Source organism: Streptomyces sp. NPDC037126, from assembly GCF_055605965.1.
The window spans coordinates 675323-700840 of record NZ_JBVJTD010000002.1 but is presented as its reverse complement, the minus strand read 5'-3'; the positions used below and the strand labels follow the sequence as shown (position 1 = coordinate 700840).

Here is a 25518-nt window from a genome sequence, read left to right as displayed (position 1 = left end):
CCCAGCGGCCCGTGTGCCCGCGAAGTCCTGCGGCTAGCGTCGGCGTGTGAGCCTGTGGACCTCTCTCGAACCCGCCTCCGCGACCGTCGACCCCGGCAGCAGCACCCGCGTGCGGCTGCGGCTGCGCAACACCGGCGACGTCGTCGACGAGTACCGTTTCGAACCGGTGGGCCCGGTGGCCCCCTGGACGACGGTCGAGCCACCCTCCCTACGGCTCTATCCAGGCACGACCGGAACCGTCGAGCTGACCTTCGCCCCGCCCCGCACCCCCGACGCCACCGCGGGACCGAACCCGTACGCCGTCCGTATCACGCCCACCGAGCACCCCGAGGCCACCACCGTGCCGGAGGGGAACCTGACGATCACCCCCTTCACGGAGGTACGGGCCGAACTCGTGCCCGTCACCGTGAAGGGGCGGTTCCGGGGGAGGCCGCGGCTCGCCGTCGACAACCTAGGCAACACCAGGCTCACCGCGTCGTTGAACGGATCCGACAACGGGGACAACCTCGCCTACGACCTGAACCCCGCCAACGTCCAGATCGAACCCGGCCGCGCGGCCTTCATCAGGACCACGCTCAAGCCGCGTCGCATCATCTGGTTCGGGCCCAAGCAGCAGCGGCCGTACACCCTCGCCGTGCAGCGTTCGGGTGCCGACCCGCTGGCCGTCGAGGGCACCTACATCCAGCGGGGCTTCCTGCCGCGCTGGCTCGCCACCTTCTTCGGCGCCATGCTCGCCCTCGGCTTCACCTTCCTCATGCTGTGGATGGCCTACAAACCCGCCGTCAACACAGGGGCCAACGAGAAGGTCGCCGAGGCCGGCACCGCCCTGACCCCGGCCCCCTCACCGTCGCTGAGCGCCAACGTGCCGCCACCGAGCCCGTCCCAGCCCCAGCAGCCGGCACCCGGTGGTGGCGGGGACGGCGGGGGCGGCGGGGACGTACAGCCGAAGAAGAAGGGACCCAAGCCGGTCGTCCCGGCCAGCAGCATCCTGCTGCGCAACACGACCACCAAGAAGTGCGCGGACATCCCCGGGTACGACCAGGGCTCGTCGAACGGACCCGTGCAGGAGTACACGTGTGACGGGACCTCGAACGACAACCAGCTGTGGAACCTCGAGGTGAAGTACCCCAAGCAGGGTCCCGGCGGCAGCGCCCTCTTCCAGATCCGCAACGTCAAGGACCAGCTCTGCATGGACCTGCCGGACTACGGCGCCGCGCCCCTGCAGAGCCCCATCACCGAGTACGCCTGCGACGGCACGACCGCCGACAACCAGCTGTGGTGGATCGACAAGCAGGCGAGCGGCGCCTACTGGATCCGCAACTACGCCAGCGACAACAAGTGCCTCGACGTCGCGGGTGACAGCACGGGCGGCGACGGCACCAACCTCACCCTGTTCAACTGCACCAACACGGACGACCAGGAGTGGGAGGTCGTGCACCCCTCCGAGGGCTGACGGGCACCCGCGGTCACCAGGTGCCCTCGCCGGGCACCAGGCGTCCCGCCTTGCGGTACTCGCGCCGGGCGCCCTCCAGCAGATCGGCCGCGGTGACGGGTTCACCGCGGCCCGCGGCCAGGTACGCGGCGGTCACGACGGCGCTGCGGATCGAACCGCCCGCCAGCTCGAACTGCTCGGCCAGGGAAATGAGTTCCACCCCGTCGGCGGCCGGGACGTGGGACAGCCCGTGCCGCCACAGCGCGAGCCGCTGGGCCGGCTCCGGGAACGGGAAGTCGACCACCAGGTCCAGCCGGCGGGTGAAGGCCTCGTCGATGTTGGCGCGCAGATTGGTGGTCAGCAGCGCGATGCCGTCGAAGGACTCCAGGCGCTGGAGCAGATAGGCGCTCTCCATGTTGGCGTACCGGTCGTGCGAGTCCTTCACCTCCGACCGTCTGCCGAACACCGCGTCGGCCTCGTCGAACAGGAGCACCGCGTCGGTGCGGTCGGCCTCGGTGAAGATGCGTTCGAGGTTCTTCTCGGTCTCGCCGACGTACTTGTCGACCACGGACGACAGCTGCACCACGTAGAGGTCCAGGCCGAGTTCGGCGGCCACCACCTCCGCGGACAAGGTCTTGCCCGTACCGGACTCGCCCGCGAACAGGCCGAGTACCCCGCGGCCCCGGCCGCCGCCCGCACTGAGCCGCCAGTCGCCGAGGACGCGGTCGCGGTGCCGGGCGCGCAGGGCGAGTTCACGCAGCTGCGTCAGGGGTGCCTCGGGCAGCACCAGGTCCCGCCAGTCCACGGCCGGCCTGATCCGGCGTGCGTGCCGTTCGAGCCCGGACGCCGACTGCTGGCGCGCGGCCAGCCGTACGTGGGCGGCGGTGAGCGGGGTGCCGTCGAACCCGGCGAGCGCCCGCGCGGCACGCGCGGCGCGGTCGATGCGGTGACCGGCCAGGTGGTACGGGGCGACGGTCGCGGCCAGTTCGAGTCCGGGCTCGTCCTCCTCGACGCCCAGCGCCCGCGCCCAGGCCCCGACCGCGCCCGCCCGGTGCGCGGGCGCCTCCAGGACCAGCGGGTCGCGGTCCGACCAGTGGGGGTCGTAGGGGCGCGGGGAGGTGATCAGCACCGGCACGTCCGGGGAGGCAGTCAACGCCCGTACCAGGTCGGCCGGTTGTTCGGGAAGGTCACGGATCACCACGGCCCGGCCGCTCAGCCGTGCCTCCCGCAGCAGGTCAGGGACGCGTTCGGCGGGCCCGGAGAAGCGCAGGGCCGGCAGCCCCGAGGCACGCAGCGCGGCCGCGACGCAGGCCAGCCCGTCGCCCTCCCGGCGTTCCCGCAGGTGCACGGCGAGCGGCGGACCGGCGTCGAGCAGCGTGGCCAGCCGGCGCACGAAGGCGCCGAACTCGTCGCCGTCGTCCTCGCCGTGGTCCGGGGCGTCGCCCTCGTAGGACATCGGCCGCACCAGTCCCGCCAGCGCCACGTCGGGGGAGTCGTCGCCGAGCAGATGGGCCACCAGCCGGTCGGGCACCCGCAACGACCGGCCCAGGAACGGACGTTCGGGCTCCTCGACGGTCAGCAGCCCGAGCTCGGTCAGCGGCGCCGCCGGGTGGAAGCGGGCCCGCGCGCCGGCCACGTGCGCCGGTGTGCCGCACAGGTCCAGGGCGAGGCCGACGGTGGCCCTGCGCCGGCTGACGTCGTCGTTGAGGTAGCCGTACAGCGGCTCGAAGGCGCGGTCGACGTCGGGGGCGAGGGCGATCAGCAGGAGGGTGGCGTCCAGTTCGGTCAGCCGGAGCCGGGCCGCCAGCGCCGCCAGCCGGTCCTCGGCGGTCCCGCCACGCGCCGTGCGGAACGCGTTCGCCTGTTCCACCGGGCGCAGCAGATGCCGTACCGCCTCCTCGGAGAGGTACAGCCCGCGCAACGGGTCCCCGGCCGTGGGGTCCTCGGCGGACCGGTGCGCCACCAGCGCGGCGGTCCGGTCGCGCAGCACGGCGAGACGGCCGAGCATGCGGGCGGCGTGCGCGTCGTCGGCCGCGCCGGTGCCGGCGTGTGACGCGCCGCGGTCCCGGTCGCCGTCCGGTGTCTCCTGCGCCGCCGGTGCGTTCGCCGTGGTGTCCGCCGTCACCGTGCCGGCCCCGCCCCGCGGGCACGGGCCGCCGCCCGGCGGGCCTCCTTGGCCGCCGCCACCTGTCGCGGCCGGTGCGCGCGCTCCTCGGGCTCCTCCGGGGCGCCGTCCAGGTTGCGGACGCGGATCGCGGCACCCTCGGTGACCGGGGGACCCGCGTCGTACTCGGGGTAGGCCGGGAAGGGCGCCGTCACCACGACGTCGAGGGACGGCTTCAGTTCCCCGCCGAGCGCCGACCAGATCTCGGCCAGCGAGCGCGACTCGGTCTGGATGCCCGCCACCGACACCGGCACCGACATGCCCAGGGCGCCCAGCGAGCCGGGGAGTTCGCTCGCGGGCAGCACTTCCTTGGGGATCAGCGTCGCCAGCACCGCCGAGATCAGCCGGTGTTCGTCCTGCGGCTGCTTCGTCCAGGCCGTCACCAGGTACGACAGCCGGAACCAGCGCGGCGGCTGCCGGAGCTTCACGATCGCGTCGCGTTCGTCCCGCACCGGCATGTGCCCCCGCTGACGGCGCTGGACGTCCTCGCGGATGTCGTAGAGATAGGCGTTGACCGCGGGTGCGTTGCGCCGGGCGGCCCAGTCGCGGGTCGGCGCGTCGAAGGAGATGTCGATACCGGAGCCGGCGAGCGCGCCGCCGGTGAGGAGGCGCTTGAGCACCTCGTCCACCTCGTGGATCACCCTTGCGCTCCCGCCCTGCCGTGCTCGGTTCTGCCTGCCGTCCATCGTCCCCGCCCCGCCCGGCCGCCGGACAGGCGCGCCGGGGACGTGCGGAGGGCACCGGAGGTTGCCCGAGGGGGCGGTTGATCATGCCTGTTCGGTCAGATGTAGCCTTCCCGGAGGGCATGGGCCACAGCATGTGCGCGATTGCGAAGATGGAGTCGTGTCGTCAGGCCGTGCATGACGTTCTTGACCGTGCGTTCGGAGTAGGACAGCTTGCCGGCGATCTCCCCGGTGTCGAGTCCCTCGGCGACCAGCCGCAGGACATCGACCTCGCGTGCCGTGAGGCCCGACGCGGGCGCACCAGGACGGCCGGTGGTGCTGCGGTGCATCGTCCCCACCTGGCTGATGAGTCTGCCGAGCAAATCGGCGGGCAGGTCACCGTCCCCGCGCGCCGCGGCGATCACGGCCTGCACCAGACGGGTCGCGGTCGCCTCACGGCGCCACACGATCGCACCGACCCCGCACTCGATGACGTCGAGCAGTTCGGACTCCCTGAGGGTGCCCACCACCAGCACGGCCCGCGCGCCCTCGCTGCGCACCACCCGGCGCAACCGGGTCAGCCCCGCCTCGTCGAGCGCGTCGTCGAGGAGCAGCGCAACCGTGCCCGGGCCGGTGCCGGCCTCGTCGCGCAGGTCGATCTCCGGATACCGGCGCAGCTGGCTGAGCGCGCCCTCCCGCGAGATCGGGTCGGCGGCGTGCACCGCCACCGGTATCCGCTTCCCGGAGCCGGCCGTGCCGGGGTGCGGGGTCCGCAGTGAGCTGAGCAATCGATTCCCCCATGTCCACGTGCCCGTCACCTCTGTGGGGTCGCTGACGGGCGTGTGCTGTCCACACTCCCGGGGCGGGTGTGGTGCGGGCAATCGTGGAGGACCACGAGCAGCACCACGAGATCGGCCGAACCACGACCACGGAGGTCACCCGTGACCACCCCGACAGAACCCGCAAGGCACATACGGGCATCTCAACGGGCGAGCGAACAGCCTGGGGAGGCAGACATGTCCCGAACGCCGGAACACCACGACGCACTGGCGCTGCTGGCGGCGGAGGCCGGCCGCGCCCGGTCGGGCGAGGGCCGGCTGGTCGTGCTGCGGGGGGCCACCGGAACGGGGCGCACCACGGTCCTGGAGGCCGCCGCCGAGGACGCGGCCGCACACGGCATGAGCGTGCTGCGGGCCCGCTGCTCGCGCGGCGACACCGGGGCGCCGTTCGCCGCGGCACTGCAACTCCTCGGTCCGGACGAGGAGTTCGACGCGTCCGCGGGTAGCGAGCGGGAACAGGCCGCCCGGCTGTGGCAGCGCCTGCGTGCGCACGCGGAACAATCACCTCTGCTGGTCGCCGTGGACGATGTCCATCTCGCCGACGCGCCCTCGCACCGCTGGCTGGTGGAGTCCGCACGGCACGTGGGCCGATTAGCGCTGCCGGTACTGCTGGCCGTCACCGAACGCAGCCAGTACGACATCGACGCGCCCGCCCCGGGCTTCACCCACACCCTCTCGCCCGCTCTCGTGCGCACCCACACCCTGGTGCCGCTGACCGACGAGTCCGCCGCGCGCCGGGTGCGTTCGGTGTTCCCGGACGCGCCCGCGCCCTGGGTGGACTCCTGCGTACGGGCCGCCGCCGGCAACCCCCTGCTCCTGCGCGCCCTCCTCGACGACCTCGGCGCCGGGCCGCACGCGACCGTGCCCGCGTCGACGGCCGCGCTGTACCCGGGCGCCTACCCGGCGGCCGTCTCGTGGTGGCTGGACAGCGCCGGCCCGACGACGGCGGAGGTCGCCCGGGCCCTGGCCGTACTGGACGAGGGCTGGGAGGAGAAGGACCGGTTCACGGCCCGGGCCGCCGCGGGGGGCCGGCCGGGGCGGGCGTCGAACGCCCGCCTGCCGGCCGGCTCGCCGCACATCCCCGGACCCGCCGGGACACTCGCCTCGCCCGCTCTCCCGGGCACCGGACCCGCGGAGCCCTACGGCTCCCGCCAGATCGCCGTAGCGCCCCTGGCGGGAGCTCGCGAGACTCCAGCCGTTGCCGCCGCCGCGTCCGGCCTGGCGCCGCGGGGCTCCGCGTCGGGCCCGGTGCCCGGTGTCCGCGAGTCGTCCCGCAGGGGCGCCGCCGGACCGTACGGTGCGCCCTCGGCCGTAGGACCGGACACGGCCGTCGTGTCGGGCGCCGTGGTCGGCGTGCCCGTGGTGGCCGCGGGCGGCGGAGTCTGCTCGCACGAGGGACCGGCGGCGCTGCTCGCCGAGCTGGCCGGGGCGGACGCCCCGCGGGTGGCGGGGTGGCTCACCGCGATGACGGGGCTCGGCGTGCTGCGGCCCGACCGGGAGGGGCGTCCGCGTTACGCCCACCCGCTGTTGCGGGACGCCATGCTCATCGGCGTGCCCGCGGAACGGCGCAGCGCCGCGCACCGGCAGGCCGCCGAGGCGATGCTGCACAGCGGCGCGCCCACCGAGGCGGTGGCCCGTCAGTTGCTGCTGACCGGCCCCGTCGGCCGGCCCTGGGCCCCGGCCGTCCTGCAGGACGCCGTGCTGCTCGCCCTGCGCGACGACCGCCGCAAGGAGGCCGTCGCCCTGCTGCGCCGGGCCCTGGACGAGCCGCTGCCCGACGAGCGCCGCCAGCGGATGCTCACCGAGCTGGGCTCCCTCGAGTACGCCGACCACCAGTCCGCCTGGAGCATCGGCCACCTCTACGAGGCACTGCGCCTGCCCGGTCCCGCGCAGGACCGCGTCCGTACGGCCGTCGCGCTCGGCACCGCCCTGGCCGGCCGCGGCAGGACACGGGCCGCGATGGACGTACTGCGTGCCATGGACGGCCAGTTGAAGGACCGGCCCGACCTGGTCCGCACCCTCCAGACGGCCTCCGCGCTCCTGTCCGACCAGGACCCGGCGGTCCGCCGCGAGGTCTACCGCTGGCTGAGCGACACCGCCGAACGCTCTCCCGGCCTGGTCGGCACGGCGGGCCAGGCCCTGCTGGTCCGCTACGCCTCCTCGGCCGGGCTGACGTCGGCCGAGGAGGCGATGCGGCGGATCCGTGCCCTCCTCGCCGAGCCGGCCGACCCGCTCAGCGAGCCGTTCCTGGTCGGCACGGCCGCCGCGGTCGCCCAGTGGGCCGACGAACTCGCCGACGCCGAACGCCTGGTGGAGCGGGGCCTGGCCGGTCAGCGCCCCGGCCTGCTGCACCCCATGTACGACGCCCTGCGCAACACCCGCGCCGACGTCGCGGGGGCCCGCGGCGATCACGCGGCCCTGCTGTCCGCGTCCCTGCCGTCGGGTGCCGCCCCCACCAACGCGCACGCCCACGCCGTGATCGCGCTCGTCGAGGCCGGCCGGCAGGGGGAGGCCAGACGCCTCGCGGACGGTTTCGACCTGAGCGAGGCGCCCGACAACTGGGAACTGAACCGCTTCCTGTACGCCCGGGGCGTGCTGCGCGCGGCGACCGGCGACCCGACCGGTGCCCTGCACGACTTCCTGGAGTGCGGACGCCGCCAGTCCGCGCGCGAGGTCGTCAGCCCCGTCGTCACTCCCTGGCGCACCGCCGCCGCCGAGTGCCGGCTCGCCCTAGGCCTGCCCCGCGAGGCGCTCGCGCTCGCCGAGGAGGAACTCCGCCTGGCCCGCGTCTGGAACACCCCCCGCACGGTGGCCCGCGCCCTGCGCGTCCTCGGCACCGCGACCGGCGGCAACCGCGGTCTCGACCTCACCGAGGAGGCCGTACGGCTCCTGCGCGACGGGCCGCCGGGCACCGAACGCGATCTGACGGCCGCCCTGATCGCCCACGGCCGCCGGCTGGCCTCCGGCGGCGACCGCGGCCGCGCCCGGGAGGCCCTGCGCGAGGCCGCCGACGTCGCCGAGCGCCTCGGCGCCCGCCGGCTGCGGGCCCGGGCGGACGACGCCCTGCGCGCGACCGGGGCCCGCCGCACCGCCACGCCCCGGACCGGCTCGGCCGCCCTCACCACCAGTGAACGCCGCATCGCCGAGCTGGCGGCCGAGGGCCGCACGAACGCGGAGATCACCGAACTCCTGCACCTGGCACGCCGGACCGTGGAGACCCACCTCACCAGCACGTACAAGAAGCTGGGCATACGACGCCGGAGCGAGCTGACGGCGACCCTGAAGCGGACCTCGTGAGACGGGCGGAGGCACCCGGCGTGCCCCCGCCGCCCCGTGGAGGCAGTCTCCCGGGGCGGCGGGGGAGCTCGGCCGCTATCGGCGCGGTCGCTCGAAGGTGAGCAGCAGTCCCTCGACCGCGCCGGGCCCGATGCGGCCCTTGACGTCGGCGGACGTTATCGCCTTCAGTCCCCAGCCGTCCTCGGCGTGCTTGTTGAGAACCTTCTCCAGCTTGTCGCTGTCGAGGGCGTCGCCGATCAGCGACTCCCGGAAGGTGACGACCTTGTACTCGTACGCGTAGGGCTGGCTCATGGCTGCGGGGTTCTCCTGTGGGTCGCTGCTGCGGTTGCCGGAGCCAGTCAATCACCGTTCACCGCCGAACGGTCCGCGAGGTTCCACGGTTCGGCGCCGGCCCGCCCGTGCTGCGGGCACGGTGGGCCGGCCGCCCGCTACGCGTGCACCTCCATGGAGATGTGCGGGGACAACGCGCGCAGGAAGTCCGACGCGTCGAAGAGTGCTCCGGCGGAGGCGACACCGACCGTCGTGGTCCGTCCCGTGAGGATGCGGTCCACCGCTTCCACGACGAGCGGCGCGGTGACGGCGTAGATGTCCTGCCCCTTCGCCACGACGCGCCGTTCGCCGCCGCCGGAGCGCACGACGACGTCGATGAGGAAGGTCTGCGCGGACCGGCCGCGCTCGTCCACCGCGGACGGGGCCGGCACGTCCGGGGCCGAGACCTCCCGGGCCGCCTCGGTCGTCATGTAGGTGCGCACTTCGGGGATGGCCAGGTGGCTGGGAACGGTGACGACGTCCGCCATCGTGAACTCACCGATGACGGGCCGGGGACCCATCGGCTCGGGGAACGGCCACCGAAGGGTCGGCGGTTCGTCGTGGCGGTACTCCAACTGCCCGTTCGCGTACCGGACACGGCTGCCGCCGCGCCGCTGCCGGGAGACCACGCCCGCCGCGCGCGTCCCGGCCGTGGGGTGCCAACTGCTCAGCGCGTACGCGATGTGCGCCTCGTCGGCCGTCGTCCAGTCACCCAGCGCCGCGGTGGTCAGCAGGTCGCCGAGGCCGCCGTAGAAGGCCATCGCGGGGACGACCACCACTCCCGCCGCCCGGGCGCGGTCGCCGAAGTGCGCGAACGTGTCGACGTTGGCCTCGATCTCGGCCGCCACGTCCACGTACGGGATTCCGGCGCGCAGTGCCGCCTCGATCACGGGGGCGGCCGTCGTGGCGAAGGGCCCGGCGCAGTTGACCACGGCGACCGTGCCGGCCAGTGCGCGGTTGAGCGAGGCCGGGTCGTCGACCGAGGCCGGGCGGGCCTCCAGTCCGGATCCGGATGCCGCGAGCACGTCGAGCTTCTCGGCGTCGCGCCCGGAGAGCACCGGGACGTACCCCCGGTCCAGCAGCTCGGCCACCACGAAGCGCCCGGTGTGCCCGTACGCGCCGAACACCGCCACCTCGAGTCCTGATCCCATGGGTCCGCCCCCGTACTCGAATGATCCGCGTCGATCTTCCGTCGACCTGTCTGCGGACCATCCTGCCGAGGGCGACCGGCGTGCACGAGTGTCCGGAACGACATGCCCCATACAATTCCGGACATGACCACTGTCGCGCTGGCCGTCACCGACGGGATGCTGCACTTCGAACTGTCCATCGCCCACGAGGTCTTCGGATCCGGCCCGGTCGACGTGGCAGGGCCCTGGTACGACCTCGCCGTCTGCGGGCCCGGCGTGGTGCGGGCCGGCCGGTTCGGACTGGTGCCCGACCACGGCCTGGACCGGCTCCCGGGCGCCGACACCGTGATCGTCCCGGGCTGGGCCGATGTCGACGAGGAACCTCCCGCCGACCTGGTCGACGCGGTACGAGCGGCCCACGAGGCCGGCGCACGCGTGGCCTCCCTGTGCACGGGCGCGTTCGTGCTGGCCGCCGCGGGCCTGCTCGACGGCCTGCGGGCGACCACGCACTGGGCGCACACCCGGGCACTCGCCACCCGCTACCCCAAGGTGACGGTGGACCCGGACGTCCTGTACGTGGACAACGGCAGCGTCCTCACCTCGGCCGGCAAGGCGGCCGCCATGGACCTGTGCCTGCACCTGGTCCGCGTCGATCGCGGCGCGTCCGTCGCGAACTCCGTCGCCCGCCGCCTGGTCGTGCCACCGCACCGCGACGGCGGCCAGGCCCAGTTCGTCACCACCCCGGTGCCCGCCCCCGGCAACCACCCGCTCGCCGGCCTGTTCCCCTGGGTGCTGGAACGCCTGGACCAGCCGCTGACCGTGGAGGACCTGGCCCGCCAGGCACGGATGAGTTCGCGCCACCTGGGACGCCACTTCAAGTCGGTCACCGGAACCACCCCGCTCCAATGGCTGCTGACCCAACGGATTCGCCACGCCCAGCAGTTGCTGGAGACCACCGACGACAGTGTCGACATCATCGCCGAGGCCACCGGGATGGGCACCGCCACGACACTGCGCCGGCACTTCAACCGCACGGTCGGCGTGCCCCCGGACACCTACCGGCGCACCTTCCGCACGCGAACCGCCCCCGCCCAGGCGGCCCACGGCCCACACCCGCAACGCCCCTGAGCGTGCGGCCGCCGAGGAGCGCGAGTCATCGCCCGATCCAGGGTCAGGTGAGCGCTCCCGCCAGCAGTCTGGCGGTCTCGGCGATCAGGGCGTCGTCGGACGAGGCGTCGGGCTCGTGTTTCGTCGTGAGGACCGCCATCACGAGGGGCGCGCGCCCCGGGGGCCAGACGATGCCCACGTCATGGCTGGTCCCGTACTTCCCGCTCCCCGTCTTGTCCGCGACGGTCCAGCCGGAGGGCAGCCCGGCGCGCAGCTTCTCACCGCCCGTGGTGTTGGCCAGCAGCCAGCCGGTGAGCCGCTCACGGTCCTCGGGGTCGAGGGCGGAGCCGAGCGCCAGGCGCGCATAGGTCCGCCCGATGGCGCCCGGGCTCGTCGTATCGGTCACACGCCACGGCTCGGCCGAGTTGAGGTCCGGCTCCCAGCGGTCGATCCGCGTCGTCCTGTCCCCGATCGAGCGGCAGAACCGCGTGATCGCCCGCGGTCCTCCCGACTCCCGCAGCAGGAGGTTCTCCGCGGCGTTGTCGCTGTAGCGGATCGAGGCGGCGCAGAGTTCCGCCACGGTCATGCCGTCGGCGAGGTTCTCCGGCTTGCCGGTGATCGGTGCGTAGCCCGAGTCCGTGACGTCCTTCTCGGAGTACCGGATACGTCTGGCCAGGAACTCCCCGTCGCGGTCGAGGTCGCGCAGCACGGCCGCGGCGGTCAGCGTCTTGAAGACCGAGCAGATGGGGAAGCGTTCGCTCGCCCGGTACCGCGCGATCCGGCCGGTGGCGGTGTCCCCGGCACAGACACCCAGGCGGACGGAATACCGCTGTTCCAGCTCCTTCAGCCGGCGCACGGTCTCGCCGCCGCCATCGGGCGGCGAGGCGTAGGCACTCCCGCTCGCAGGCAGGACAGTGGCCACGGCGGCGCCGGCTCCCGAAGTGAGCACCCTGCGCCGGGACGGGGACTTTCGCACGGAGTCCAAGGCCATCCTCTCGTCCGGTCAAGATCTCGACAGTCAAAGAACGTCCCCAGGGATCACTTGGTTCCTTTCGGTGAGGACCGCCCGCGTCCCGCCCCCGGGTGAGTGGAGATCACCGGCGGAAACCCTGTGGAAGTGGTGTCGGTGGGGCCACTTATGCTGCACCGGACGATCACGCGGGACCTGGGGAGGGCGCGGCATGTTCGACAAGCTGTTCGGCAGAGGGGCGAGGAGACCGGAGGCGGATCCGCACGCCCTCCCCGTCCCCCGCAGGCAGAAGAACGGGATGTACACGCTGCGCGCCCTCGGAGACGCGCGGGTGCTCGCGCTGGTGGAGGCGGCCGGCACGGGTGACTGGGCGGCGGTCAGGTCGGCGCTCGCCCCCTTCGATCTCGGCCGCGACCACCAGGTCCTCGCCGAGCTGTCCGACCTGGACGGTGTGCAGGACTGGATCGGCCGTGCCGTCGAGGAGGACAAGGAGCACCGGGCGACGGCCCTGCTGATATCCGGGGCGCGCCACGTCATCTGGGGCTGGGAGGCGCGCACCCGCGCGCGTGCCGCGGACGTCACGCGGGAGCAGTGGAAGGTGTTCCACGAGCGGCTGCACGTCGCCGAGGAACAACTGCTGGAGGCCGCCGAGTCGCGGCCGGAATGGGTCACCCCCTGGCGCCGCCTGCTCACCTCCGGCCGCGGCATGTCGCTGGGCCCCGCCGTCAACGAGGCCCGGCTCGACGCCGCCCTGCGCCGCGACCCGCTGGACCTGGAGACCCATGTCGAGTGGGTGTCGCAGCTGCAGCCCCGCTGGAGCGGTGAGCCGGGCCAGGCACTGGCGTTCGCCCGGGAGGCGTTCGCCGGTGCGCCCGAGGGCCATCGCCTCGGCTGCGTCATTGCCGTCGCGCACATCGAGGACTGGGTCGAGTCCGACAACAAGAACTGCCTCATCACCCCCGAGATCCAGGACGAGTTGCTGGAGGCGGCCGAGCACAGCGTCCTCCACCCCGCCTACGAGCGACGCCCGGGCTGGCAGGAGGACTTCAACACGTTCGCCATGGCCCTGTCGCTGGCCTCCGAGCGCATCGCGCTGCCGCGCGTCTTCCACGAGCTCCAAGGCGCCTACACCACATGGCCGTGGAGGTACATGGCGCAGCCGGAGCAGATGTACGCCCGCGCCCGGCGCAACGCCTGAACCCGCCACCCCCCCCGCCACCCGTCGACCACCCCACCCCGGACTGCCCGATGACTCTGCCCGACACCCCTTCGAGTCCGGCCGGCGCCGACCGCACCTTCCAGGTGGATCTGCGCGGCCTCGTCGACCTCCTCTCCCACCACCTCTACTCCAGCCCCCGCGTCTACCTGCGCGAACTCCTGCAGAACGCGGTGGACGCGCTGACCGCGCGGCACGGCCTCGAACCGTCCGCCCCCGCCGGGGCCTTCGGCATCCGCCTGTACGCCGACGGCTCGGTGGTACGTGTCGAGGACGACGGCGTCGGCCTCACCGACGCCGACGTGCACACCTTCCTCGCTACGATCGGCCGCAGCAGCAAGCGCGCCGACAAGATCGCCGAGCAACGCGGCGACTTCATCGGCCAGTTCGGCATCGGACTGCTCTCCTGCTTTCTGGTCGCGGACGAGATCCACGTCCTGAGCCGTTCCGCCCGCACCCCCGACGCCCCCGTCGTGGAATGGCGGGGACGCGGCGACGGCAGCTACACCCTCCGCACCCTCCCCGCCTCCGCCCGCCCCCGGCCCGGCACCACCGTCACCCTGACGCCCCGCGTCGACACGGGCGAGTGGACCCGGCCGGCCCAGGTCCACGCGCTGGCCCGTCACTTCGGCTCCCTGCTGCGCCACCCCGTGACCTTCGACGACGGCACGGGCGGCCGCGGCGCATCCGTCAACCCCGAGCCCGCGCCCTGGGTACGCACCTACCCCACGCCGGGAGCACGCTCCCGCGCGCTCGCCGCGTACGGCGAGGAGACCTTCGGATTCACGCCGCTCGACACCATCGAGCTGGACCTGCCGGCCGTGGGCCTGAAGGGCATCGCGTGCGTGCTGCCCGAGGCGGTACCGGCCGGGCGCCGCCACGGCCACCGCGTGCACGTCAAGGGCATGCTGCTGTCCGAGCAGGCCGAGGAGATCCTGCCGGAGTGGGCGTTCTTCGTCCGCTGCGTCGTGGACGCCGAGAGCCTTCGGCCGACGGCCTCCCGCGAGTCCCTGTACGAGGACGACACCCTCGCCGCGGTCCGCGACGCCCTCGCGGAGCGCCTGCGCGCGTGGATCGCCCGGACCGCCGCCAGCGACCCGGACCTCCTCGGCCGCTTCCTCCAGGCCCACCACCTGGCAGTGAAGTCGCTGGCGGTGCACGACGACGAGATCCTGCGGATGCTGCTGCCGTGGCTGCCGTTCGAGACCACCGACGGACACGCCACGCTGGACGAGTTCGCGCGCACCCACCGCACCGTGCTCGTGACGTCCAGCGTGGAGGAGTTCCGGCAGGTCGCCGCGATCGCCTCGGCCGCCGGGCTCGGCGTCGTCAACGGCGGCTACACGTACGACCGTGAACTGGTGCACCGGCTGCCGGAGATCAGGCCGGAGGTCGGTGTCGCCGACCTCGACCCCGCGACGCTCACCGCCCACCTCGACCCCGTCGACCGGGAGACGGAACTGGCCGCCGCGGCCTACCTCACCCTGGCCCGCGACGCCCTCGCCCTCTTCGACTGCGACGTCGCGCTGCGCACCTTCCAGCCCGCCTCCGCGCCCGCCCTCCTCCTCGACAGCCGCGAGGCCCGGCACGAGCGCACCCGTTCCCAGCTCGCCCGCGAGCAGCAGGGCGGTCTGTGGGGCGACATCCTCGGCCACCTGCGGCAGGAGGCCCCACGGGCCCAGCTGATCCTCAACCAGCTCAATCCACTGGTCCGTACGGCCGTCACCATCGACGAACCCGAACTCGCCCGCACCAGCGCCGAAGCCCTCTACGGGCAGGCCGCGATGCTGTCCAGGCGTCCGCTCAGGCCCGCCGAATCGAGCCTCATCAACCGCTCCTTCCTCGACCTCCTCGCCCACGCCCTCCGCAAGGACAGCTGAGATGCCGACCGCACCCCAGACCACCGACGAGCTGTACCAGGCGCTCCAGGAGAACGCCCGGCGCTCCTACGGGCGCACCCGCACCGTCACCGCCGAGGAACTGGTCGACGCGGCCGAGCAGTTCACGGAGCCCGACCTGCTCGTGCGCGCACTCCTCGAACTCCAGAAGGCGTACAACTACGGCTCCGAACCCAGGAAGTCGCCCGTCGTCTTCGCCCGCCTGCTCAACCTCTTCGACGAGCAGCCCGACGTCTTCGACGAACCCCTGCGCCACGCGCTGTTCTGGCGGTTCAAGTGGGTGGCCCACGCCCTGCTCGCGCTGCCCGAGGTACCGCTGGCCGCCCTCCGCCAGTGGCTGACGGAGATGCGCGACCGGTACGAGAAGGCGGGCCTCGGCCTCCAGCCCTACTACGGACAGGCGTACCAGCTCGCCGCCCACGTGGGCGAGGACACCGCCCTCGCCTACGAGCTGTGGGCGGGCCGCAGCCGCACCGGGCTCAGCGACTGCGAGGCCTGTGAGATCTGCGAGCGTGCTCTGTACCATCTCGCGGCGGGCGACGACGAGCGGGCGCTGAGCACCTGGGAACCCGTCCTGGCCGGCAAGGAGTCCTGCCAGGAGGAGCCCGCCCGCACGATCTCGTACGCGCTGCTTCCCCTGCTGCGCACCGGCCGCACCGAACAGGCCCGCGAGCTGCATCTGGCCGGCTACCGCGGCTGCCGCCGCAATCCCTCCATGTCCGCGGAGATCGGCCGGCACCTGGAGTTCTGCGCCCTCACCGGCAACGAGGCACGCGGCCTGGAACTGCTCGCCGAGAACCGGAACCTGTTCGACGAGGTCGATTCGCCGCTCGACCTGCTCGGCTTCCTCACCGGTGTGGAGGTCCTCCTCGAGCGCGTCGAACTCCTCGGCCACGGCGAACTGCCCGCCGCCGGACACGCGGGCCGCACCTGGACGGTGGCCGGCCTGCGCGCCGAGGTGCGCGGCCGCGCCGACGACCTGGCCGCCCGCTTCGACGCCCGCAACGGAACCACGGCCCACACCGACCGGCGCAGGGCCCGCCTCGACCGTGCTCCCCTCCTGGACGCACTGGAACTGACCCTGCGCACGCGCGGTCTCGACGACCTGGCCCCCGCCGCCCCGAAGGCCGCGCCCGCCGCCCGCACGGCCCCGGCCGTACCCGAGTCCCTGCCCGAACTCATCGCCCGCGCACGGACGCTGGACGACGAGGGGCATCCGGACGCGGCGGCCTGCTGGGCACGGCTGCGCACGCTCGTCGACGCCCCCGGCTACGTCCACCCCGACGACCCGGCCGTGGGACCGCCGGCACGACTGCGCGCGGATCTGCTGGGCGACGACGCGAGCCGGCTGGGCCAGAAGCACGAGTTCGAGCGTGCGGTCGCCCTGCACGAGGAGGCCGCGAGCCTGTACGACGAGGCCGGAGCGCCGGGGCGTGCGGCGGTGGCCCGCGGCTGCGCCGTGTTCTCCGCGGCCGAGTTCCCCGACGGCGACCGCGACGACGACGGAGCCGAGGCGAAGGCCGCCGCGCTGACCGACGCCCACGCGGCCCTCGTCCGGCTGCACGAGGAGACGCCCGGCCTCGCCCCGTACGAGGAGGCCCGTCTGCTACGGCTGCGGGCGACCACGCTCGGCCTGCGTCTGCAGGCGACGCGGAACGAGGAGCACGTCGCGCCGGTCCTCGCCGAGGTCGACCTGCTGCTCGCCTTCGCCACCCGGCACGACATCGCCGGACAGGTCTCCGGCGCCCACACGCTGCGGGCCAGCACGTACGCCCTCTCCGGCGATCTGCCCGCGGCGGTCACGGAGATCGACGCCCTCGTCGACCGGCTGACGGCGCACGGCCCCGCCTGGCACCTGCCCCGCACGCTCGGCCTGCGCGGCCGGATCAAGCTCGGCCTCAAGGACGCGCGGGCAGCGCACGCGGACCTGACGGAGGCCCTGCGACTGGCGGCCGACTGGCCGTCCGACACGGTCGACACCGCCCGCCTCCACGGCGATCTGGCCGACGCCGCCATGCACCTGGACCACCCCGAAGAGGCACTTCGGCACCTGACGCGCTCCGCGGAACTGGAACTGCGCCGGGGCAGCAGGACGGACGCGTTCTGCGTCTACAGCCGAGCCGCCCAACTCAGCCTCGAACTGGGCCGCGTCGAGGACTGCATCGCTCTGCTCGACTCCCTCCTGGCCGAACCGGACGTGGCCGCCGGGGAGAGGGACGACCGGCTGGTCGCCCAGCTGCGGCTGACCCGGGCCCGCGCACTGCACGCGGGGGAGGACCTCAAGGCCGCCACCGCGGAGTTCGCCGCCCTCGCCGCCGAGTCGGGCGACTGGGACGACGACCCGGGGAGCCACGCCATGATCGCCGCGGAGACCGCCGTGATCCTCGCCGAGTCAGGCGAGTTCGGCCGGGCCCGCGAGGCCGCGAACCAGGCGCTCGCCGCCCACGCGCGGTCCCCGCGCTTCGAGCAGCTCAGCGGTTGCCTGCGTGAACTCGCCCGCCTCCAGGCGCAGCAGGAGGGCACCGAGGGTCTGGCCGACGCCCTCGCCGTACTCGCCGACGCCGAGAAGGTCGCCGACGAGGCCCGCGCCGCGGGGTACGAGGCCCGCGGCCGCTCCCTGGACAGCGCCCTGGCCTACGAACAGGGACGGGTCAACGCCTACGGCGGCGAGTACGAGGCCGCCCTGGCCGCCCTGGACAAGGCCCTCACCCTCCTCGGCGAACCGGGCCCCGACGAGGACCTCGCCGGCGAGTGGGCGGAATGCGTCCGCCTCGCCGCCGCCGTGGAGGGCATCTACCTGGAACGCCCCGCCCCCGCCCTCACCCGCCTCGACGAAGCGGTCGCCCGCCTCACCCCCCTCGGCCACACCGAAGAGGCCAAGCCACTGACCTCCCTGGCGACCCGCCTGCGCGACGAGGCGTGAAACGGCGGCCACACGGCCCACGGCACCACAGCGAGAGGACCTCGACCGCACGGTCGAGGTCCTCGTCGCCCTGCACTGCGTCGCCTGGATCAAGGTGACCGGCCGATGCACCGGGATCGGCCGGGAAGGCCTCAGGACATGAGCAGGAGGCGGGTGTTGGGGACGAGTCTGCGGTTCACGCTGGTGCTCTGGACGAAGATCGTGAAGTCGTCGTTGTGGTCCGGCTTGACGCGGACCTCCGTGTCGGGAAGGCCGAGCAGGGCGCGGGCCTCGGGGCCCGTGTAGACCCGGTCGGTCTTCTTCTCCAGCACGGCGACCTGCTTCCGCGCCTGGATCTTCTCCGACTTGCTCAGCTGGTAGAACGCCCCGCCCGTGCGGTAGGTGTGCCCGCACTCGACGACCCACTCCCGTATCGCCGCGTCACGGGTCACCGGGATCAGCTGGTACCGGGACGGGTCCGCCGGGGTGAGACCGGCCGCCTCGATGGTGTCCCTGTTGACCGCCTCGGCACCCATGGAGAACACCGCCCGGGAGCCGCGGATGCCCTGGGTGCGGCCCACCATGAACTTCTCGGTGGCCTCGCGGATGACCTGCCCGGCCTCCTCCAGTCCCCGTGTGCTCGTGGCGTCCCAGATGGCGATGTTGTCCTTCGGGAACCCGCACCGCATGGCCTCGCGCTTGCCCACCTGGTCCGGCACGAGAACGGCCAGCGTCCAGTTGTCGTCCTGTGTCTCGATCATCTCGGCGACAGCCGCGACCAGTTCACGGGGTTCCCTGGTCGGGGCGTCGGGGCAGCGATGGCTCGCGTTCTCCTGCCCGTCGGTGAGTACGAACGTCAGGAAGCTGTGGTCGCCGTACAGCTGAGCCGTCCGGGCCAGCTCCCGCTGCGACTTCAGCGCGGCCGCGAGCAGGGCCGTCATGCCACCGACCCGGTACAGCTGCTGCAGCGACGGCATCCGCAGCACGTCCTTGTCGTAGATGACACACTCCACCTTGTCCGCGAAGACGTACACCGTGACCCGGGTCTCCTGGTCCAGTTCCCTCGACCGGCGGGCGAGATAGGCGATCTGCTGGTCGGCGACCTCGACGACCTTGCGGCTCAGGTGCGACATGGACGAACTGGCGTCCAGCACGAGAGCGACGTGGTTGATGTAGTTCTGGCTTCCGGACATGACCAGCTCCCCCTGTTTCCGACCGATGTCCTCACCGTCTCACGCACCACTGACAATCGATCTCGGCTCCTGGCCCGCCTGGGGATCCGGGCGCAGGGAGCGCGACGGGTGGGCGATGGCGCGGGTGGAGGGGCCTTCCTCGGCACGGGACATGCGGTGCAGTTCCTGGGCCTGTCCCATCAGGCGATGTGCCTGGGCGTCGTTTCCCTGCGCCCAGGCGATCTTGGCCGCGAGGCGGTGGGCGTAGCCGAGGGCGGCGGGGTCGTCGAGGGCGGCGAAGCGGTCGAGGGCCAGACGGGCGTGGTGCGCGGCCGGGTCCAGCTCGCCGGACTTGCGCAGGGCCTCGGCGGCGGCCGCGTACGCGTGCGCGGCGCCTTCCCGGTCACCCTGCTCGTCAAGGAGCGCGGCCGCCCTCCGGGCGAGTTCCGACGCCTCCGGGTACTGAGCGACGTACATGTGCAGCGCGGCCTGCCCGACCAGGCACTCGGCCAGCAGCCCCGTGTCGCCGGCCTCCTCCAGGCAGGCGTGGGCGTCGGCCTGGTACTGCATGGCCTCTTCGACGAGGCCCGCGGCGAGGGCGCGTTCGGCCAGGGACGTCAGCCGGCGCCCGCGTTCGGCCGTGTGCTCGGACGACGTGCGGGCCGTCCGGGCGGTCCGCTCCAGTTCCTCGGCCAGTTCCTTGCGTGCGGCGGGTACGTCGAGGTCGGGCGGGGGCTGCCCGGGGCCGGTCGCGTCGCCCAGCAGGGCCAGGCAGCCGCGGGCCCGTGCGATCGCGCGGCCGTCCCGCAGGGCCGTCGCGTGCCGGTAGGCGGCGTCCGCTTCCTCCTTCGCCTGCGCGAGCTGCTGCTCCTCGCGCAGGGCGTCGGCGATCTCGCAGCTCAGGTCGGTCGCCAGACGCCAGCCGTCCTCGCGGGAGGCCCGGCCCGCCGCGCGCAGCTCGGCCAGCGCGGCCGACCGCCATGACCTGCGGGCGGCTCCCCCCTCGCGCGCGTCCCGCAGGGCACGGCGAAGGTGCAGATAGAGCAGGGAGCGCCGGGTGGCCTTCGTGTCCGCCCTGGTGTGCGAGTAGCTGCGGTAGAGGGCGTGGAAGGCGTAACGGCCGGCGGCGCGTTGCAGCAGCCCCGCGTCCACCAGTTCCTCCAGCATCAGCCCGCAGATGCCCGGCGACATCTGGCTGATCGCGGCGGCCGAGTGGCGGTCGAAGTCGGGGCCGGGATGGCTGGCGCAGTCGTCGAGCACCTGCTTCTGGCGTTCGGTGAGCGCGTTGTACGACACCGTGAAGGCCGTACGCACCCGGTCGTCGTCGGAGTGCAGGTGCTGCAACGGCCGTTCGGACTCGCGCATCGCCTCCAGCAGCAGGTCGGGCGGGGTGCGGCGGAGCCGGGCGGCGATGGGGCGCAGGGCGAGCGGGAAGCAGCTGAGCAGCCGGGCGATCTCGCCGAGTTCCGCGTCGTGCCCCGTGAGCCCGCTGAGGTCCCGCAGCATGGCCACCGCGTGACCGAGGTCGAGTGGAGCCAGGGCGTGCCGGCGGCCCACGGCCTCGGTGAGGGAGGTGCGGCTGGTGACCACGACCAGCGCGTGCGGCGCGGCCGCGACCGCCCGCGCGACCTCCCCGGCGTCGGTGATGTCGTCGAGCAGCACCACAGGCGCGCCGGAAGGAGGGCGGTGACCGACGGCGCCCTCGGCGGGGCCGAAGGCCGGGTCGGCCATGAGCCGCCGGTACAGTTCCGCCGCCAGCGTCGACTTGCCCACGCCCGGCGGCCCGTGGACGATCAGCGCGCCGGGACCACGCGCCGCTTCGGCGGCCAGGTCCCGCAGCTCGCGTTCGCGGCCGAACAGCCGCTCGGGCGGCGACGGTACGGCCGGACCGTGCCGCTCGGCGGGCGGCGCGAGGGGTACGTACGCGGGATTGCGGAAGATGGCGATGCGCTCACCCGAGTTGTGCGCACCGAGCTGCGGGTGCTGGGGCTGCTCGCGCGAGCCCAGGTCCCGCCGCAGCCGGCCGTGCAGGGTGCCGAAGTCGAGCACGGGGCCGGCGTCCGGCAGGCCCGTGCGGAGCAGGCCGAACAGCGCGCCCGTGAACTCGGACAGTTCCTCGCCGGGCAGCGAGAAGGCGAGTTCGGTGGCCGCGCTCGACGTGAGCACGCAGACGCCGTCGATGTCGGAGACCTGCTGGAGCACCGCGTCGTGCCGGCCCATGGCACCCTCCAGGGCGGCACCGCTGAAGCAGCAGTCCAGGACGACGGCACATTTAAGGCCACGCCGACGGTGTGCCGCCCGCACCTCGTCGCGGATGTGTGCGTACGGCAGGGAGCGCCACATCTGGTGGTCGTTGGAGTCGTGCAGGGCGAGGTGCAGTTCGGTCGGCCGGTCGGGATGCAGCAGTCCGTGTCCCGCGAAGTAGACCAGCAGTGTGTCCGTGGCCTGGTGCACGGCGCTGTCGATCGCCGTCATGACGGTGCCGAGGTCGGCCTCCGGGCCGAGTACCCTGCAGTCCGGCTCCGCCAGGCCCCACACCGCCTCGTCGCACAACGCTTCCCGCAGGGCCGTGACGTTCCGCTGTACCGCGGGCAGTTGGGCGAGCGCGGAGTCCGGGGCGTAGCTGTGGACGCCGATCAGCACCGCCCGGGACGCGGCCGGATCGGACAGCCGTGTGGTCATGCGTCACCGTGCTCGGGCGCCGGCTCCCTGTCCGGGTCCCGGCCCGGCATCAGGGCTTGCTCCTGGCGTGCCCGGAGCACCCTGAGGACGTCCTCGGCGGTGCCCTCCAGCAGGGTTCCGTCGCTCTCGGTGACCCGCACGCCGGGGGGAGGCGTGCCGTGCGGGCGCCGCCAGGCGGCGACGGAGACCAAGAGGCCGCACAGGCCGACGGTGCTGTCGACCAGAGCGGTGACCGTGTCGACGGTGCCCATCGCGCCCGTGGGGTGCGCTGCCGCGGCCGCGACGATCTCCACGCCGGACCGGGACACCGCGGGGTCGCGCCGCAGCCATCCGGCCAGCGAGCCGGCGCCCGCGGCGCTCCCCGGACTGATCCGCACCTCGCCCATGTGCTCTTCCCCCGTGCCGTGCCCGCACGCCCGGTGGGCGTACCGAACCCTCAGGTTCTCATTTTCCCCACGGGTAAGGGGAGTTATGGCCTGCCTTGATCCCACGAACAGTCGAATTCAGGCCAGCGAGACACGCCTCCGAACCACGGCCACCTGAAATGATCGGGCGATCGTGAGGCCATGTGCGCCTTTCTGGGGCGTCTGCGGGCCGAGTTCGACGAGAGGGGGGGCGACCGGTGGGAGAACGGGACGCTGGGGGCCTTCCTGGAAGCGTTGGAGGCCTGGGTGTCGGACGCGCCGGGCTGGTACGCCCGTCACGAGCAGCTTCTGCCGGCCGAGGGTGACTGGACGTTCTTCGCCCGCGCGCTCTGCGCCGCGCGGCACTACGAGTGAACCCGTGCCTCACTGATCGCGACGAGCAACTGCAGCGGCCACTCCGGGTCGGCCTGGCCGATCGTCAGCGCGATCCAGCGCCCGGAGTCCGGCAGCCGCCACACGCGCATGCTGCCGGCGACACCGGACAGGAAGGCGAGCGGCTCCGGGACGTCGAAGTCGCCGCCGGTGGCGCCGGATTCGAGGTAGCGCGACAGGTCGACCGTCTCGTGCTCTCCCCAACGGCCGGCCAGGATGGCGGCCAACGCGGCCAGGTCCGCGTTCAGCTGCTGTTCGGCCGCCTCGACGGCGTCCTCGCTCCGGTCGTCCCAGAAGTCCCGGCTCTCGCGGAGCACCGCCAGGTGGAATCCGGGCCCGCCCCATCTGCCGCCCCTCCCGGGCCTGGTCTCCTGCTCGGGAAAGGGGAGTGCGGACAAGGTGTCGATGGCCGACAACTCGTCTTCGACGGAGGCCGCTGACTGGTGCTGGTTGACCATGGCCGAAGCCTAGTCCGAGCGCTTTCGAGCCGAGCCGCGGGGGCACTGCGTCGGTGCCCCCGCGCCCGTCAACGGCGTCCCGTGTCCTTGAGGGACTCCTTGGACTCCCGGGCCTCGCCCGCCGCCTGGGCGGCGCGGCCCTTGGCGATGAGCTCGTGGTTGTTCAGGGCGTGCCCGGCTGCCTGGGCGGCCTTGCCGACTGCCTGTTCGAGCCTGGCCCGGGCCTTCTCGCCGACGGCCATGGTGTTCACCTTCCTCGGGTGCCGGTATCAGGTGCGGGCCGTGCGCATGACCGCTCACGCCACCCGTAAACGTACGGGCAATACGACTCGGCGGGCGTTCCGCATTACCGGGTCGCGGTGCGTGAGACGCGAAAGCGGGGGAATGGCGCGGGAGACGCGAATGCCCTTCATCGCGCGGAAATAACTCGCATCCCGTGTGCTTGCGGTGAAGCGGCAAGGGCATTCGGTGGCCAGGAGGTTGATGACAATGGTTCCCTTGCTTCTGGTTCTTCTTCTGGCCCTGATCCTCTTCGGTGCCGGCTTCGCGCTGAAGGCCCTGTGGTGGATCGCGGTGATCGTGCTCGTGGTGTGGATCCTGGGCTTCGTCATCCGGCCCGCGGGCAGCGGCGGCCGCAAGGGCCGCTGGTATCGCTGGTAGGCGCCGGCTTTCATCCAGGCGCACATGAGTCGGGCCCGGCCGGGACGGCCGGGCCCGACTTGTGTGAGAAGCCGGACCGGATGTGCGCGAGAAGGAGTTGGCGCGCGCGGCTCAGCCCGGCCACGGCAGGACCGTCAGCTCCGGCCACTCCTCCTTCCACCGCGCCGCCTTCGTCTCGTAGACCTCCCGCGGAGCCAGACGAGGATTGGGCCGGAGGACGAGACCGAACACGTCGGAGAGTCCGTGCGGCGCGTAGACGCGCCACGTTCCGTCGGGTTCGAGGCGTACGCCGAGACAGCACGTCGTCGCGGCGAAGCAGTCGATGGCGGACTCGGTCGACTCGTGCGGCGGGCAGGGCACCCCGAACTTCCGCTCGTACCAGAGGTGCACGCGTGCCTCGTTGCGGATCTCCACCTCGGCGGGCAGTCCGGCGAACAGCTCCCGGCCCGCCTCGATCACCGCGTCCTCCGCCTCCCAGGAGAGGTCGCGGTCGTCGAAGTAGAAGACGTCGTAGTCCTTGATGCCGTTGGCCGGGGGCCTGCCGGTGACCACGTTCCACACCGTCTGGAACAGACAGCCCGCCGTCACGTACCAGCCGGGCAGGTCGAGTGCCGCCGCCCCGGTCAGCACGTCCGTCAGGACCTCGTTCCGGGAGAGCACGGACCGCAGGCCGTCGAGCTGTTCGGTGAGCGGAAGTCTGCCGAGCATCCGCCCTGCCTATCACGATCACCGCGAAGACGCGGGCCCGGAGCGGTCATGCCGTTCCGTCCCGCTCCACCGTCGAGAGCTTGTCCGGGTTCGTGACGAGGTACACCGCGTGGACCCGCTCGCCGTCCGGGTCGAGGTCCATGACCATCACCGCGTGCGGGGAGCCGTCCTCGAAGACCACGACGGCCGCGTCGCCGTTGACGTCCCGGTGCTGGAATTCCAGGCCGGCGGCCGAGCGTGCGGCGTAGCCGGTGAGCGTCCGCGCCACCTTGTCCCGGCCGCGGACCGGCCGCGGTGCCGCCTGCGCCTTGCCGCCGCCGTCGGTCCAGAGAACGGCCTCCGGGGCCAGGATCTCCAGCAGCGCTCCGAGATCGCCGCCGAGGGTCGCGGCGACGAACCGTTCCGTCGCCTGCCGGCGGACCCGCGGGTGCGCTTCGTAGCGGGGACGCCGGGCCCGGACGTGGGTACGGGCGCGACGGGCGAGCTGTCGTACGGCGGCGGGGCTGCGGCCGAGGATGTCCGCGATCTCGGGGTGCGCGTAGCCGAACACCTCGTGCAGGACGAACACCGCCCGCTCCAGCGGGGTGAGGGTCTCCAGGACGACGAGCAGCGCGAGTGACACCGACTCGGCGCGCACGGCGTGCTCGGCGGAGTCCCCGGCGTCCGCCGGGCCGGGCAGGGCGTCCGTGAGCAGGGGCTCGGGCAGCCACGGTCCGACGTACGTCTCGCGCCGCCGTGCGATCCGCGCCCGCCGCGCGAGCGCCTGCCGCACGGTGATCCGTACCAGGTAGGCCCGAGGATGCTCGACCGCCGGTGCCCGGCCCGCCTCCCCGGCACCGGTGCGCCCCGCCCAGGCCAGCCACGTCTCCTGGAGCACGTCCTCGGTGTCGGCGACGGTGCCGAGCATGTTGTACGCCACCGCGAACAGCAGCTCGCGGTGGTCGAGGAACGCCCGGGTGGCGGTGTCCGTCCCCGCGGGCGTCCGATGGTCGGCCATGGCATCTCCTCACGACGGCTCACCACCCAGAGGGACCCGGACCCCCGGAGTGTGACATCGAGCCCCCGGAGTGTGCCGTACGTCTCACCCCGCCCCCGCGCTGTCACACCCACCGCCG

At 73.3% G+C, this 25518-nt stretch carries 21 protein-coding genes; 8 read left to right on the top strand and 13 right to left on the bottom strand.

Annotation, left to right across the window (positions count from 1 at the left end):
- Window positions 1–46 precede the first annotated feature (46 nt).
- Complete coding sequence (locus ACZ7FF_RS08185) at window positions 47–1453, top strand: RICIN domain-containing protein (protein WP_470810440.1); 1407 nt, start codon at window positions 47–49, stop codon at window positions 1451–1453.
- Window positions 1454–1466: 13 nt separating this feature from the next.
- On the opposite strand, the gene ACZ7FF_RS08180 is transcribed toward ACZ7FF_RS08185, so the two are convergent.
- From ACZ7FF_RS08180 to ACZ7FF_RS08170, 3 genes are all read right to left on the bottom strand, one after another.
- Window positions 1467–3440, bottom strand: a complete 1974-nt coding sequence (locus ACZ7FF_RS08180) for an ATP-binding protein (RefSeq protein ID WP_470810604.1) — start codon at window positions 3438–3440, stop codon at window positions 1467–1469.
- Window positions 3441–3553: 113 nt separating this feature from the next.
- Complete coding sequence (locus ACZ7FF_RS08175; protein ID WP_470810438.1) at window positions 3554–4237, bottom strand: Pvc16 family protein; 684 nt, start codon at window positions 4235–4237, stop codon at window positions 3554–3556.
- Window positions 4238–4377: 140 nt separating this feature from the next.
- A complete protein-coding gene (locus ACZ7FF_RS08170; RefSeq protein ID WP_470810437.1) occupies window positions 4378–5046 on the bottom strand; it encodes a helix-turn-helix transcriptional regulator in 669 nt (222 codons plus the stop codon).
- Between the two features lie 228 nt (window positions 5047–5274).
- Here ACZ7FF_RS08170 and ACZ7FF_RS08165 point away from each other — a divergent pair, with 228 nt between their 5' ends.
- Entirely contained in the window at window positions 5275–8394 is a 3120-nt protein-coding gene (locus tag ACZ7FF_RS08165; protein ID WP_470810436.1) for a helix-turn-helix transcriptional regulator, read from the top strand.
- A gap of 75 nt (window positions 8395–8469) precedes the next feature.
- Here ACZ7FF_RS08165 and ACZ7FF_RS08160 read toward each other — a convergent pair whose 3' ends face one another.
- Both ACZ7FF_RS08160 and ACZ7FF_RS08155 read right to left on the bottom strand, forming a co-directional pair.
- Window positions 8470–8685 (bottom strand): DUF4177 domain-containing protein, encoded by a 216-nt coding sequence (locus ACZ7FF_RS08160; RefSeq protein WP_470810434.1) that lies wholly within the window; start codon window positions 8683–8685, stop codon window positions 8470–8472.
- Between the two features lie 137 nt (window positions 8686–8822).
- Entirely contained in the window at window positions 8823–9854 is a 1032-nt protein-coding gene (locus ACZ7FF_RS08155; protein WP_470810433.1) for a saccharopine dehydrogenase family protein, read from the bottom strand.
- A 123-nt stretch (window positions 9855–9977) separates the two neighbouring features.
- Between ACZ7FF_RS08155 and ACZ7FF_RS08150 the strand changes: the two genes are divergently transcribed.
- Window positions 9978–10961, top strand: coding sequence for a helix-turn-helix domain-containing protein (locus ACZ7FF_RS08150; protein WP_470810431.1), 984 nt, complete (start codon window positions 9978–9980; stop codon window positions 10959–10961).
- A 43-nt stretch (window positions 10962–11004) separates the two neighbouring features.
- On the opposite strand, the gene bla is transcribed toward ACZ7FF_RS08150, so the two are convergent.
- Window positions 11005–11931 carry a class A beta-lactamase gene (gene bla, locus ACZ7FF_RS08145; RefSeq protein ID WP_470810430.1) on the bottom strand — a complete coding sequence of 309 codons (927 nt, stop codon included), beginning with the start codon at window positions 11929–11931 and terminating at the stop codon, window positions 11005–11007.
- 190 nt (window positions 11932–12121) lie between these two features.
- Between bla and ACZ7FF_RS08140 the strand changes: the two genes are divergently transcribed.
- Genes ACZ7FF_RS08140 through ACZ7FF_RS08130 form a run of 3 tightly spaced genes read left to right on the top strand, consistent with a single transcriptional unit; the run spans window position 12122 to window position 17947 of the window.
- Window positions 12122–13108, top strand: a complete 987-nt coding sequence (locus ACZ7FF_RS08140; protein WP_470810428.1) for a hypothetical protein — start codon at window positions 12122–12124, stop codon at window positions 13106–13108.
- Window positions 13109–13158: 50 nt separating this feature from the next.
- Entirely contained in the window at window positions 13159–15006 is a 1848-nt protein-coding gene (locus ACZ7FF_RS08135) for an HSP90 family protein (RefSeq protein ID WP_470810427.1), read from the top strand.
- A 1-nt stretch (window position 15007) separates the two neighbouring features.
- Entirely contained in the window at window positions 15008–17947 is a 2940-nt protein-coding gene (locus ACZ7FF_RS08130; RefSeq protein WP_470810425.1) for a hypothetical protein, read from the top strand.
- Between the two features lie 131 nt (window positions 17948–18078).
- Here ACZ7FF_RS08130 and ACZ7FF_RS08125 read toward each other — a convergent pair whose 3' ends face one another.
- Genes ACZ7FF_RS08125 through ACZ7FF_RS08115 form a run of 3 tightly spaced genes read right to left on the bottom strand, consistent with a single transcriptional unit; the run spans window position 18079 to window position 22166 of the window.
- Window positions 18079–19119: a vWA domain-containing protein gene (locus ACZ7FF_RS08125; protein WP_470810424.1), complete on the bottom strand. Its 1041-nt coding sequence runs from the start codon at window positions 19117–19119 to the stop codon at window positions 18079–18081.
- 39 nt (window positions 19120–19158) lie between these two features.
- The gene (locus tag ACZ7FF_RS08120; RefSeq protein WP_470810423.1) at window positions 19159–21780 is read right to left on the bottom strand and encodes a caspase, EACC1-associated type; all 2622 of its coding nucleotides are present in this window, start codon (window positions 21778–21780) and stop codon (window positions 19159–19161) included.
- Window positions 21777–22166: an effector-associated constant component EACC1 gene (locus ACZ7FF_RS08115; RefSeq protein ID WP_470810421.1), complete on the bottom strand. Its 390-nt coding sequence runs from the start codon at window positions 22164–22166 to the stop codon at window positions 21777–21779. Before ACZ7FF_RS08115 ends, ACZ7FF_RS08120 begins: the two co-directional genes overlap by 4 nt.
- Before the next feature lie 180 nt (window positions 22167–22346).
- Between ACZ7FF_RS08115 and ACZ7FF_RS08110 the strand changes: the two genes are divergently transcribed.
- On the top strand, window positions 22347–22559 hold the full coding sequence (locus tag ACZ7FF_RS08110; RefSeq protein WP_470810419.1) for a DUF7660 family protein: 213 nt from the start codon (window positions 22347–22349) through the stop codon (window positions 22557–22559).
- Here the strand turns inward: ACZ7FF_RS08110 and ACZ7FF_RS08105 are convergent.
- Both ACZ7FF_RS08105 and ACZ7FF_RS08100 read right to left on the bottom strand, forming a co-directional pair.
- The gene (locus ACZ7FF_RS08105) at window positions 22550–23035 is read right to left on the bottom strand and encodes a hypothetical protein (protein WP_470810418.1); all 486 of its coding nucleotides are present in this window, start codon (window positions 23033–23035) and stop codon (window positions 22550–22552) included. The genes ACZ7FF_RS08110 and ACZ7FF_RS08105 overlap by 10 nt on opposite strands.
- 68 nt (window positions 23036–23103) lie before the next feature.
- The gene (locus ACZ7FF_RS08100; RefSeq protein ID WP_470810416.1) at window positions 23104–23277 is read right to left on the bottom strand and encodes a CsbD family protein; all 174 of its coding nucleotides are present in this window, start codon (window positions 23275–23277) and stop codon (window positions 23104–23106) included.
- Between the two features lie 247 nt (window positions 23278–23524).
- Between ACZ7FF_RS08100 and ACZ7FF_RS08095 the strand changes: the two genes are divergently transcribed.
- Window positions 23525–23695: a hydrophobic protein gene (locus ACZ7FF_RS08095; RefSeq protein WP_470810415.1), complete on the top strand. Its 171-nt coding sequence runs from the start codon at window positions 23525–23527 to the stop codon at window positions 23693–23695.
- Window positions 23696–23806: 111 nt separating this feature from the next.
- Here the strand turns inward: ACZ7FF_RS08095 and ACZ7FF_RS08090 are convergent, their stop codons facing one another.
- Both ACZ7FF_RS08090 and sigJ read right to left on the bottom strand, forming a co-directional pair.
- Entirely contained in the window at window positions 23807–24403 is a 597-nt protein-coding gene (locus ACZ7FF_RS08090; protein ID WP_470810413.1) for a nucleotidyltransferase family protein, read from the bottom strand.
- Window positions 24404–24449: 46 nt separating this feature from the next.
- Complete coding sequence (gene sigJ, locus ACZ7FF_RS08085) at window positions 24450–25400, bottom strand: RNA polymerase sigma factor SigJ (protein WP_470810411.1); 951 nt, start codon at window positions 25398–25400, stop codon at window positions 24450–24452.
- Window positions 25401–25518 lie beyond the last annotated feature (118 nt).